8 protein-coding genes are annotated in these 11,360 nt (G+C 67.3%); 1 reads left to right on the top strand and 7 read right to left on the bottom strand.

Annotation, left to right across the window (positions count from 1 at the left end; translation table 11 throughout):
- Nucleotides 1-46 precede the first annotated feature (46 nt).
- The 6 genes from IEW24_RS15345 to IEW24_RS15370 all read right to left on the bottom strand — a co-directional run bounded on the left by IEW24_RS15345 (nt 47) and on the right by IEW24_RS15370 (nt 8,638).
- Nucleotides 47-1,369 (bottom strand): HlyD family type I secretion periplasmic adaptor subunit, encoded by a 1,323-nt coding sequence (locus tag IEW24_RS15345; protein ID WP_188580143.1) that lies wholly within the window; start codon nt 1,367-1,369, stop codon nt 47-49.
- A complete protein-coding gene (locus IEW24_RS15350) occupies nt 1,356-3,155 on the bottom strand; it encodes a type I secretion system permease/ATPase (RefSeq protein WP_188580145.1) in 1,800 nt (599 codons plus the stop codon). The genes IEW24_RS15345 and IEW24_RS15350 overlap by 14 nt, the downstream gene beginning before the upstream one ends.
- 91 nt (nt 3,156-3,246) lie before the next feature.
- Nucleotides 3,247-3,999 (bottom strand): calcium-binding protein, encoded by a 753-nt coding sequence (locus IEW24_RS15355; RefSeq protein WP_188580147.1) that lies wholly within the window; start codon nt 3,997-3,999, stop codon nt 3,247-3,249.
- A 220-nt stretch (nt 4,000-4,219) separates the two neighbouring features.
- Entirely contained in the window at nt 4,220-6,844 is a 2,625-nt protein-coding gene (locus IEW24_RS15360; RefSeq protein ID WP_188580149.1) for a TonB-dependent receptor, read from the bottom strand.
- Nucleotides 6,845-6,976: 132 nt separating this feature from the next.
- Nucleotides 6,977-7,990 carry a FecR family protein gene (locus IEW24_RS15365; protein WP_188580150.1) on the bottom strand — a complete coding sequence of 338 codons (1,014 nt, stop codon included), beginning with the start codon at nt 7,988-7,990 and terminating at the stop codon, nt 6,977-6,979.
- Nucleotides 7,991-8,125: 135 nt separating this feature from the next.
- On the bottom strand, nt 8,126-8,638 hold the full coding sequence (locus IEW24_RS15370; protein WP_188580152.1) for an RNA polymerase sigma factor: 513 nt from the start codon (nt 8,636-8,638) through the stop codon (nt 8,126-8,128).
- Nucleotides 8,639-9,152: 514 nt separating this feature from the next.
- Here IEW24_RS15370 and msrB point away from each other — a divergent pair.
- Nucleotides 9,153-9,581 carry a peptide-methionine (R)-S-oxide reductase MsrB gene (gene msrB / locus IEW24_RS15375; RefSeq protein WP_188580154.1) on the top strand — a complete coding sequence of 143 codons (429 nt, stop codon included), beginning with the start codon at nt 9,153-9,155 and terminating at the stop codon, nt 9,579-9,581.
- A 19-nt stretch (nt 9,582-9,600) separates the two neighbouring features.
- Here msrB and IEW24_RS15380 read toward each other — a convergent pair whose 3' ends face one another.
- Entirely contained in the window at nt 9,601-11,049 is a 1,449-nt protein-coding gene (locus IEW24_RS15380) for an MFS transporter (protein ID WP_188580155.1), read from the bottom strand.
- Nucleotides 11,050-11,360 lie beyond the last annotated feature (311 nt).

The raw sequence follows: 11,360 nt of genomic DNA on the forward strand, positions 1-11,360 counted from the left end.
GCGTGTCTTTGAAAGTGGTTCTAAACTCGCTCGCGCATAGGTAGTACTATTCCTCTCTGAACGCACGATTGATCTGGTCATACAGGGGTTTTACCAGATAGGAGAGCGCTGTGCGAGCACCTGTTGTGATGAATACCTCAATGGGCATGCCAGGCAGAAGGGGCTGCCCGGCCATCCGTTGCAATTCCGAGGCCGGAAGCGCAATCCGCACAAGGTAGTACAGCTGTCCGGTGCGCGAATCTTCGGTCTGGTCGGCGGCAACCTGCGTCACCGTGCCCCCCAGCTCCGGCGTGGTGTGGGCATTGAAGGCGCTGAGCCGCAGCAGGGCGGACTGGCCCACCTGCACCTGATCGATATCCTGCGGCCGGATGCGCGCCTCCACCGCCAGCCGGTCGGCCGTGGGCACCACGGACATGATGATATCGCCCGGCGCGATGACCCCGCCCACCGTGTGCACGGAGAGCTGGTGCACCACGCCGTCCTGCGGGGCGATGAGATCGATGCGCCTGAGCTGATCCTCCGCCGCCACCCTGCGTTCCACCGCCTCGCCCAGCTGCGCGTCCACATCCCGCAGTTCCTGCCCGACTTCCGTGCGCAGATCCTGATCGATCTGGAGAATCTGCAATTCCGCTTCCGCGATGCGCCCGGCGGCCTGCGCCTGATAGGCGATCTTCTCGCCGCGCTCGCCGCCGAAGGTGGCCGCCTGCGTCTCCAGCGAATTCAGCCGCTGCACGTTCACGATGCCCTTGGCCAGAAGCGGCCTGAGATCGGCGATCTCCTTCTCCAGCACCACGAGGCCCCGGTCATAGGCGGCCTCCTGCGCCTTCAGGCCCTCGATCTCGTGCCGGGACTGGGCGATGCGCTCGCGCAGCTGCGCCTGCCGGCCGAGGCGGGCGGCGCGGCGGGCGGCGAACAGGCTGCGTTCGCTGTGCACGGCGGCGGTGGCTTCGGGCATGTCCGCCCGCAGCAGCCAGTCGGGAAAGACGATCTGCGCCAGGTCATCGCGCTCGGCCTCCAGCCGTGCCCGGCGGGCGGTGAATTCCACCACGCGCTTGGACTGGATGGCGAGGCTGGCCCTGGCCTGGGTGGCGTCGAGGCGCATCACGACCTCGCCGGCGCGCACCCTCTGGCCCTCGGTGACGGCGATCTCGCCCACCACGCCGCCGGTGGGGTGCTGGACCTTCTTCACATAGCTGTCCACCACCGCCGTGCCGCTCGCCACCACGGCGCCGGCCAGCGTAGTGGCGGCAGCCCAGCCGCCGACGCCGCCGACCAGCAGCACCGCCACCAGCCCGCCCGCCATGAGGTGGCGGCGGACGGAGCGGCGCACGGCATGGAGATCGGGGTGGGATGTCTCATGCGGGAGCATGGGCGGCCTCCTGTTCGGCGAGCGGGGCGACGGGTTCGCCGCCGACCACCCGCAGCGGGCCGGCGGCGCGGGCGGCGCCCTTCTGGGCAGCGGCGCCCTGCGCCTTGCGCAGCGCTTCGAGCACCTGATCGCGCGGGCCGAACACGCTGGGGCGTCCAGGCTCCATCAGCAGCAGATGATCCACGGCGCCGAGCGCGCTGGGGCGGTGGGCGATGACGATGCAGATGCCGCCGCGCGCCCGCACGGCGGCGATGGCAGCGAGGACGGCGGCTTCGCCCTCCGCATCGAGATTGGCATTGGGCTCGTCCATCACCACCAGGAAGGGATCGCCATAAAGCGCCCGCGCCAGCCCGATGCGCTGGCGCTGGCCGGCGGAGAGGGCAAGGCCCGCCTCGCCGATGGGCGTGTCATAGCCATCTTCCAGCTTCAGGATCATCTCATGCACCCCGGCCGCACGGGCGGCGGCGACCACCGCCTCCGCATCGGGCGTGGGATCAAGCCGCGCGATGTTCTCCGCCACCGTGCCCTCGAACAGGTCGATGCCCTGCGGCAGGTAGCCGATATGGGGGCCGAGCCTGGCGCGGTCCCACTGGTCCAGCGTGGCGCCGTCGAGCCGCACCTTGCCGGCGGCCGGGGCCCACACGCCCACCAGCGCGCGGGCGAGGGTGGATTTGCCGGCCCCGCTGGAGCCGATGATGCCCAGCGCGCTGCCGGCGGAAAGCGTGAAGTTGACCCCGTTCACGCTGACCTTGCGGGTGCCGGGCGGGGCGATGGAGAGGTTCTCCGCCCGGAATTCCCGTTCCGGACGGGGCAGGGCCGTGCGCGGCGTGGCCTGGGGGCGGCGGGCGAGCAGATCGGCGAGGCGGCGGGCGCTCTGGCGCGCGGCGGCAAAGCCCTTCCAGCTGCCGATCACCATGTCTACCGGCGCCAGCGCGCGGCCCATGAGCACTGAGCTTGCGATCATCACGCCGCCGGTGGCCTGCTGGTCGATCACAAGGAGCGCGCCGATGGCCAGCATGGCGGATTGCAGCGCAACCCGCAGCGCGCGCGAGACTGCGGCGAGGCCGCCGGCGCGGTCATTGGCGCGGCGGTTGGCGGAAAGATAGGCGGCATTGGCGGCGGACCACCGCTGCGCGACGCGCTCGGAGAGGCCCATGGCGCGCACGGCTTCCGCATTGCGCCGCCCGGCCTCCAGCAGTGCCACGCGGGCCATGCCGGTGCGGATGGTCTCGGCCACCGGCCTGCGCGAGAGGAACTCGCCCAGCAGCGCGAGGGCGATCAGCACCAGCGCGCCCACGAGCGCGGCAACGCCGATCCACACATGCAGCGCGAAACACAAGGCGAGATAGAGTGGCATCCAGGGCAGATCGAAGAAGGCGCTGGCGCCTTGCCCGGCGAGGAAGCCGCGCACATTGTCGAGATCGCGCAGCGGCTGGAGGCCATCGGCTTTCTCGCGCCCGTCCAGCGGCTGGGCGATGACGGCCGCCTGCACGGGGCCGGCGAGCGCATGGTCCAGCATCTCGCCGATGCGGGTGAGGGCGCGCCCGCGCAGGATGTCGAGCAGCGCCTGGAAGCCATAGAGCCCTGCCGCGAGCAGCGCGAGGCCGGCCAGCGTCGGCAGGCTGCGGCTGGCGAGCACGCGGTCATAGACCTGCAGCATGAACAGCGGGGCGGTGAGGGCGAGCAGGTTGACGATGCCGCTCACCAGCCCGAGCGCCGCCGCCATGGGGCCGAGGCCGGCGGGCAGCAGCGCGCGGAACGAGGGTTTGGGGCCGGACGGGCGCATCAGCGAACCTGCGGTGGGAGGTGGGGAGCAGGCCGCCGTGCGAGGTGGGGCCTCGCGCGGCGGCCTGCGGGTCAGACCCTTGCGGGCCCGATCAGACGAAGATGGCGGCCGTGCTCATGTCCGCCGCGGTCACGCCCAGCACGGTGATGCTGTTAGAACCGTAGGAGAGCACGGCGCCGGCAGCGGTGTCGGTGATGGAGTAGGAGCCCCAGGCCGTGACGTCGATGCCGTCTTCGGTCACGCTGAAGTCGGTGATGGTATCAGCGCCGTCGGTGCCGTCGAACACGAAGAAGTCCGAGCCGGCGCCGCCGGTGAAGGTGTCGTTGCCGTCGAAGCTGTAGATCGTATCAGCGCCGCTGCTGCCGATAATGGTGTTGCTCTGGGCGTTGAGAGTGGCGAGCAGCACCGTGCTGCTGCCGCCCATCAGGTCATAGATGAGCGTATGCACGGCATTGCCGGTGCCCGAGCCGGAGAGGCCGAGGCCGGTGATGGCGATGTCGGTGGCCGACTGGCTGAAGCTGTCGCTGGCGGCGTCATAGGACAGGCCCTGGCCGAATCTCACGCTGTCGAGAGTGCCAGCGAGGGTGTGGGTGAGGAAGTCATAGGAAAAGTCGCCGGCGGTGCCGGAGCCTATTGCCACGCTATCAGCGGTTGAGGGAATGTCTCCGACCGTAACCGTGCTGGATTCGGTGAAGGAAAACTCATTTCCGCTCAAATCTGCGCCGTTGTCCGAGAAAAATCCGAAATATCCACGGGTGAAGTTGCTGTTGAAATCGTCCAGATAAGCCAGCAGGTCAACGCCGACGCCATCGCTGTTCGCATCGGTAAGCGTAATGGTAGCCATCTGTTGAACTCCAAATGTTGATCCAATGATCAATAGTCATCGGATGAAAAGCCGCGCCGATCGACGCGGCGGCTTCTCCAGCGGCCTCGGCCGCTGGAAAACACGAAGGGCGTGCGGCATCTGAATGTCGCGCGGACGCCGCTCTATATCGTCAGGTCCGGGCCTGATCCCCAAGCCGGATGTTCCCGGCTTGAGGCACGGCGCTGAAGTTCGCCCGGTCCTAGAACTTCAGGTTCAGCGACACCGTGGCCGTGCGGCCGGGGGCAGGGAAATCGTAGCTGTTCATCGCATCCACATAGGCCACGTCGGTCAGGTTGGTGACGGCGAAACGCAAGGTGGCCTGCTCGCTGAGCTTCAGGGAGGAGTAGACATCCCACACGGTATAGACCGTGGGTTCGTAGGAGACGGCGTTTATGCCGAGCTGCTCGGCAGGCACCACATGCGTGACCTTGCCGCCGATCACCCAGCGGCGGTCGAACTGGCGGAGCCCCACATCCATGGTGAACTTCTGCTCAGGTGCAACTGAAAGAAAATAGATTCCGTCAGTTGTATAGGCGTAGGGTGTGCCATCTCCAGAAATGTATTCCTGAGAATATTCTGAGTTGGTGAGCGTGTAGGATCCGCCGACATAATAATCTCCGGCATCGTAATTGCCTTCAATTTCAATGCCGCTCAGCTTGGCGTCGTTGGTAAGATTGACGGCCTGGAAGCCCGAGTAACGATTTCCGGTGGTGGGTGAGACGATGAGTGATGAGGGTGCAAGAACGATAAAGTTCTCAATCGTTCTGTCGAAATAGGCGGCCTTGAATCGGAATGTATCGTTGTTTCTAAGAACGTTATCGTACTTCATGTTTACGCCGATTTCCCAGTTTTGGGAAGTCTCGGGCCGCAAGTTAGGATTTGGAATATAATTAAATATGGCGCCGATATGCTGGCCGCCAAGCAGTGCTTCGCTGAGTCCGGGCGGCCGATACCCCCCAGTATACTTTCCATAGACCTGAAAACCGGTGAGCGGTGTCACCGCAACGGTCGCCTCCGGCGAGAAGTGACCGCCGGACTGGTCCACATTGATGTCTTCGGTCAGTCGGCGCTGCTCGGTGACGGCGGTGGACCATCTGCGGCATATGCTTCCGAAGTAGAGGAGACACACCGCTGGCGTGATGACCACCGTCTCCGTGCCGCCATACACCGTCGAGCTGCCGGTCAGCTTGTAATAATCGTAACGGCCGCCGGCCGAGACTTCGAGCCACTCGCCGTGGGTGAAGGTGGCCTTGGCGAAGGGGGTCGCCAGCCAGCGCTCGCCATTGGGGTTGGTGCCCGAGAACCACCAGCCCTCATCCGCATCGTCCGCATCATAGGCGACCGAGTTCGTGCTGCCCTTGTCGTAGAAGGCCTCGACGCCGTAGTTCACCGCCAGCTTGCCATAGGGCACGGCGAAGGTGCTGGTGTTGACGATGCTGCCGCCATAGCTGTCGAGCCCGTAATCAACATCGAATGCACCATAGGTGGCGCGCTCATCGCGATACTGCGAAACATCCGTGCGGTTGGCCCAGAGCTGGGCCTTCAGGTCGATCCAGCCATTGTCCGGCCGCCACGTATAGGTGAGCGTGCCGGTGAGGTTCAGCAGCTTGTTCGTATCGGGATAGGTGCCAAGCGCGGTGCTGGTCGAGAACTCCGTGTCATAGACCACGAAGCCCGCTTCCAGGCGCTGGTCCTCGGTGATGTCCCAGCCCAGCTTGGCAAGGCCCGACCAGGTGTCCGAGCCGGTGAAGATGGCGGACGAGTTCGCCGCATATTGAGCGAGGATCCCGCTCGACGCCTGCAGCGTGCCGTTATGGCCGATGTTGTATTCGCCCAGCTCCTTGTGGGTGATGGCGAAAGCGGCATCCACCTTGCCCACCCGCCCGGCCACGGCCGCCAGCCCGTAGAAGGTATAGGCATTGGTGCCGGTGGTGAGATCGAGTTCCGCGCCCCAGTCCTTGCCCGGCTGGATCAGATCCTGCGCCGAGAGCGTGCGGAAGGCGACCACCGAGCCGTGCGAGCCGCCCGCGCCCACGCCGGCGGCCATGCTCTTGTCCACCTCCACCGCGCGCAGCAGCAGCGGGTCCACATAGACGAGGCCGGTGTTGGCGTGGCCGCTCATCTGGAAATTCTGGCGTGCGCCGTCGATGGTGGAGGTCACGCGGTTCTGGTCCTGCAGGCCACGCACGTTCACCGTGATGCCGGGATCCTGCGGCGTGCCCACCGTATTGACGCCCGCCATGCCGTCGAACAGATCCGAGGCCGAGCGCGGCGTCGTCTCCAGAATGGCGGAGCGACCGATGTAGCTGATGGAGGCCGGGGTGTCGTAGATCCAGTCCGGCGCGCCCTGATAGCCGGCGTGGCTGGCGGCGCCGCTCACATCCACCGCATCGAGCGCGATGGCGCCTTCGACACCCACCACGCCCACGCCCCCCGGCGTCTGGCCGATCACCACCGTGTTGCCGGACAGGCGGAAGTTGATGCCGGTGCCACCCAGCATCTGCCCCAGCGCCTGCTCAGGCGTCAGGCTGCCGCGCACCGCCCGCGTGGTGATGCCGCGCGCGGTGGCCGAGGCCAGCGTGACCTGAAGGCCCGACTGGCGGCTGAACACGCCCACCGCGCTGCTGAGCGGCTGGGCGGCGATATCGAAGCTGCGCACCACGCCGCCGGTCTGCGCGCGCTGGGGGGCAGGGGTGGTCTGCGCGGCGGCAAGCGATGTGGAGCCCATCAGCGCCACTGCGGCGGCGGCCAGAAGGCGCGTGCGGGAATAAGGCTTCAGTCTGAAAGGTGCCGCACCCCGGCCGGCGGCGATCTGGAAAGGCATGTTGTTTTATCTCTGTCGTCTCTGAAATGGTGTCCGCGCCAGAGGCGCCCCGATCAGACGACAGCTCGCATGCCGATTTTTTTCATGAGCAATGGAACATTATAACGCATCAAATCTGTGCGTTGCCGCGCTTCACAGGCGGGCGATTACCCGGAGGTAGGGAGAGAGGGTGTGCACCTGTCCGCCGAAGGGCTCCACCAGCGCGGTGAGCGCCGCATCCGGGTGGCGCAGGTCATAGGCGCCGGTCACGCGCTCCGCCGCCAGCGTGGCGTCGGGCAGGGCGATCCAGGCCGGGTGATAGCGGCGAATGCGCTCCACCACGTCGCCGATGGTGGCGTCCACCACCACGAGGCGCCCCTCGCGCCAGGCGCCGATTTCGTCCGGCGCCACCCGTTCCTGGGTCAGCGTGCCCTGGGCGGTGTCGTAATGCAGGAGGTCGCCGGGCGTCATGCGGCGGCTCTGGATGGCGGCGCCGGTGCCGAAGCTGGCTTCCACCGCGCCACGGGCTAGGGCGACGTCTGCGGTGGCGCTGCCGATGCGCATGTCGAAGGCGGTGCCGAGCACGCGCACCCGCATGTCTTCGCCCGCCACCGTGAAGGGCCGGGCGGCATCATGGGCCACATCGAAGAAGGCTTCGCCCGCGATGAGCGTCACATCCCGCTGTCCGGCGCTGAAATGCGCGGCGAGGGCGCTGCCGGCGCCCAGCGTCACGGTGCTGCCGTCCGCCAGCTGCACCACGCGGGTCTCGCCGGTGCCGGTGATGTAGTCGGCCTCCATGCGCAGCAGGATGCCGGGCAAAGCGAGGGCCAGCACGCCCGCCGCGACGGCGGCGAGAGCCGCCACGCGCCACGGCCGCAGGCGGCGGGGCGGGGCGGGTTGCGCGGGTGCCGGCCGCCGTGTGCCGTGCTGCGGCGCGCGGCGGCGCGGCGCGGCCGGGCGCGCGGTCAGCGGGGCCGGGATGTGGCCGGCGGGCTGCTCTTCCAGCAGGTTCCAGGCGAGGCATACCTGATCGAAGGCGGCCTGATGCGCGGGGTGCGCGGCCAGCCAGGTCTCGAAGCGTAGGGCCTGTCCGTCGTCGTCCGGTGCGGCGCGCAGGCGGATCAGCCAGTCGGCTGCCGCCTGTGCTGCCTCCTCGGTCGGTATCATGCCGTGCTGCTGTCGCATCGTTCGAAAGCTGTCCAGTTCCGGTCGCTGTGCGCCGGGCCGAGGAGATGAGGCGCAGACTGCCTCACCGCTTCAGACACCCGACTCCGCGCTTTTTTTCACGGTTCGAGAAAGAAATTACGCATCGGGGTTAAGCTCGAGCGCCAGGGCGGCCATGGCGTCGCGCAGGCGCCGGTGCACGGTGGCCACCGAGAGGCCGCTGGCCTGCGCGATCTGCTCCAGCGTGAGCCCTTCGAAGCGGTAGAGCTCGAACACCGTGCGCATGTCGTCCGGCATGGCGTCCATCACGGCGGCCAGCCGCCGCAGGCGCTCGGCCATCAGCAGGCGCTGTTCCGGCGTTTCCACCAGTTGCGGGGCGGCCCAGGCGGGGGCGGCGTCCTCGGTGGCGTGGGTGGATTCCAGGCGCCGCCGCCGGCGCAGGTTGAAGGCGAGGTTGCGGACGATGCGGAACAGATAGGCCCGGGGCGTCGCGAGCTGCGCCACGTCGGCGGGCTCCAGGCGCGCGAATGCCTCCTGCACCAGATCCTCGGCGCCCTCGCGGGAGCCGAGCAGCATGGCGGCATATTCCACCAGCGATGCCCGATGCGAGACATAGAGCATCCGGCGCTCGTCCATATCACGCACACCCATGGCGTCCCCGGCATGCGTCGGCGCACCGCTCCGTGCTTGCGGGGCAATGGTATGGCAAGGGTGAGCGGACCTTGGTTGCGTGGTCCTGCATGATCCATTCCGATGCCGCAGGATAAGGGTATCATGCGGCCAATATTCGCTGAATATCTAGAGTAGAGAGTTTGAGGGTGCAACGTTCCTAGTTTGGATTTTATCCAATTGAAGTAATCTGTATTTTACAAGTGGCGCGCTGGGGTCGATTTCCGGATTGCTACTCTGCGTTGTGGCTGGCCGAGGGGATCCCCGCGCTAGAGCACGTTCGGTTTTGATTGCAACGCAATCAAAACCGTAAAACGTTCTCTATCAAAGAGTTGGAGCGTTTCAGTGTTTCCATGAAACACTGAAACGCTCCAGGGCGTCGCGCGTCTCGATGGGCCGGGTGGAGCGCCGCCACTGAAGCCGACCGCTCGCGAAATCGCACAGGACTGCTTATCTGGGGGAGGATGCCCGGCACGCGGGCCAGGGAGACGAGCAGATGGCGGAGAAGACCTATCCGGTCCAGCACACGGCCGAGGAGTGGCGCAGGATCCTGACGCCCGAACAATATTATGTGATGCGCGAGCACGGCACGGAGCGCCCCGGCAGCTGCGCTCTGCTGCACGAGAAGCGGCAGGGGCGATTCCTGTGTGTCGGCTGCGGCACGCCCCTGTTCCAGTCCGGCCTCAAGTTCGAGAGCGGCACCGGCTGGCCGAGCTTCAACGATCCGGTGGACGGCAGCGTGGAGACCACCACCGATCGCAGCCATGGCATGGTGCGCACCGAGGTGCATTGCGCCACCTGCGGCAGCCATCTGGGGCACGTTTTCCCGGATGGCCCGCCGCCCACCTACCAGCGCTATTGCATCAACGGCATCGCGCTGACCTTCGAGCCGCTGTCCGCGGATGCGCTGAAGGCGGGGGAGTAAAAGGTTCGGGGCGGGCGGCTTATGCCGCCCGCTTGTCCCGGACTTTTGGCGCCTGTGCCTTTGAGACGTGGGCGCCCGCATCGGGCTTCAACCGCAGCGCATCCGCCACGCCCAGCAGGGACACCAGTCCCACCAGCACGAACGCCACGCGGAACGGCAGGGCCGGATCCCCGCCCGCGTCCGAGAGCGTGTCGCCCACCCGCCAGCAGATGGCCCCCAGCGCCACCCCGAGGCCCAGCGCCAGCTGGAAGGCGGCGGAGAACAGCGTGTTCGCCCCGCTCATCTTCTCGCGTGGCACGTCCGAGAAGGCGATGGTGTTGAGCGCCGTGAACTGGATCGAGCGCGACATGCCGCCCAGGCACAGCACCACGGCCATCACCGTCAGCGGTATGCTGGGGGACATCAGCGCGCAGGCGCAGATGAAGAGCGCGTTGAGCACTCCGTTCACGATCAGCACCGGCCGGAAGCCGAACCGCCGCAGGATGGGCGTGGTGGCCGGCTTGATGACGATGTTGCCGACGAACACCGCCATCAGCAGCGCCCCCGCCTCGAAGGCGTTATAGCCGAAGCCGATCTGGCACATGAGCGGCAGCAGGAAGGGGATGGCGCCCACCCCCATGCGGAACGCCGAGCCGCCCCAGATCGCCACCCCGAACGTGGGCAGCTTCAAGGGCGCGAGGTCGATCATGGGATGCGCGGTCCGGTTGAGGTGCCAGGCGCTCGCCACCAGCAGGGCGGTGCCGATGGCGATCAGCGCGATGGCCGGCGTCCACAGGATTGGCGTATGGCCGAACAGCTCGGCGGCGAACAGCAGCGAGAACAGCGCCCCGCCGGTGAAGACGAAGCCCGGCCAGTCGAAGCGCTTCTCCTTGTCCCCGCCCGCGCGCGGCACCACCAGAAGGGCGGTGATGAAGGCGAGCACGCCCAAAGGCAGGTTGAGATAGAAGATCCAGCGCCAGCTGGCCGCTTCCGTGATCAGGCCGCCGATGGGCGGGCCGAGCACGGGCGCCACCAGCGCCGGCCAGGTGAGCATGGCGATGGTGACGATCAGCCGTTCCCTGGGCGTCACCCGCAGCACCACGAGGCGCCCCACCGGCACCATCATGGCCCCGCCGATGCCTTGCAGCACCCGCATGGCGATGAATTGCGGCAGGCTCTGCGCCGTGCCGCAGAGCAGGGAGGCCAGCGTGAACAGGGCGATGGCGCAGGCGAACACCCGGCGCGGCCCGAAGCGGTCCGCCACCCAGCCGCTGATGGGAATGAAGATGCCCAGCGTCAGCATGTAGGCGCTGATGCCGGCATTGAGCGCGATGGGCTCCACCCCGAAGTCCGCCGCCATGTGCGGCACGGCGGGGGCGATGGCGGTGGCGTCGAGATTCTCCATGAAGAAGGTGCCCGCCACCAGCAAGGCGATGGCCCGGGCACCGAGGGTGGTCGGCGCGGCTTCGGCCTGTGCGGGGCCGCTCATGTGCGGGGCTCCGTGCAGCCGGCAGCCCGCGCCGCCGTCACGCCTGTTCCCGATCCCGCAGCCTTGCCCATGCCGAACCCATCCCGCGTCTCGCCCGTGCCCCGCAGGGTGGGATACCGTACCCGCTTCCGCACCCGTGGCGCGGAAACCTGCATGACAGAAAGGTGCACCCATCCCCGGCCGTCAAGCTGCCGCAATGGAATGCGGCTGTCTTTTGCCGGCTCGGCGCGTTGCGTGGCGGCCGCGGCTGGCGTGCCGGGCTGGCTCTCGCTGCGGAAGCTTGCTAGGCTTGCGCATGTTCTCTTGCTGAG

It is taken from the genome of Azorhizobium oxalatiphilum (genome assembly GCF_014635325.1).
GTDB classification, from domain to species: Bacteria; Pseudomonadota; Alphaproteobacteria; order Rhizobiales; family Xanthobacteraceae; genus Azorhizobium; species Azorhizobium oxalatiphilum.

Bases quoted from the DNA above. Each gene is read 5' to 3' on its own strand.
- IEW24_RS15345 (WP_188580143.1), bottom strand. From the start codon at position 1,369: ATGCTCCCGCATGAGACATCCCACCCCGATCTCCATGCCGTGCGCCGC.
- IEW24_RS15350 (WP_188580145.1), bottom strand. From the start codon at position 3,155: ATGCGCCCGTCCGGCCCCAAACCCTCGTTCCGCGCGCTGCTGCCCGCC.
- IEW24_RS15355 (WP_188580147.1), bottom strand. From the start codon at position 3,999: ATGGCTACCATTACGCTTACCGATGCGAACAGCGATGGCGTCGGCGTT.
- IEW24_RS15360 (WP_188580149.1), bottom strand. From the start codon at position 6,844: ATGCCTTTCCAGATCGCCGCCGGCCGGGGTGCGGCACCTTTCAGACTG.
- IEW24_RS15365 (WP_188580150.1), bottom strand. From the start codon at position 7,990: ATGATACCGACCGAGGAGGCAGCACAGGCGGCAGCCGACTGGCTGATC.
- IEW24_RS15370 (WP_188580152.1), bottom strand. From the start codon at position 8,638: ATGGGTGTGCGTGATATGGACGAGCGCCGGATGCTCTATGTCTCGCAT.
- msrB (WP_188580154.1), top strand. From the start codon at position 9,153: ATGGCGGAGAAGACCTATCCGGTCCAGCACACGGCCGAGGAGTGGCGC.
- IEW24_RS15380 (WP_188580155.1), bottom strand. From the start codon at position 11,049: ATGAGCGGCCCCGCACAGGCCGAAGCCGCGCCGACCACCCTCGGTGCC.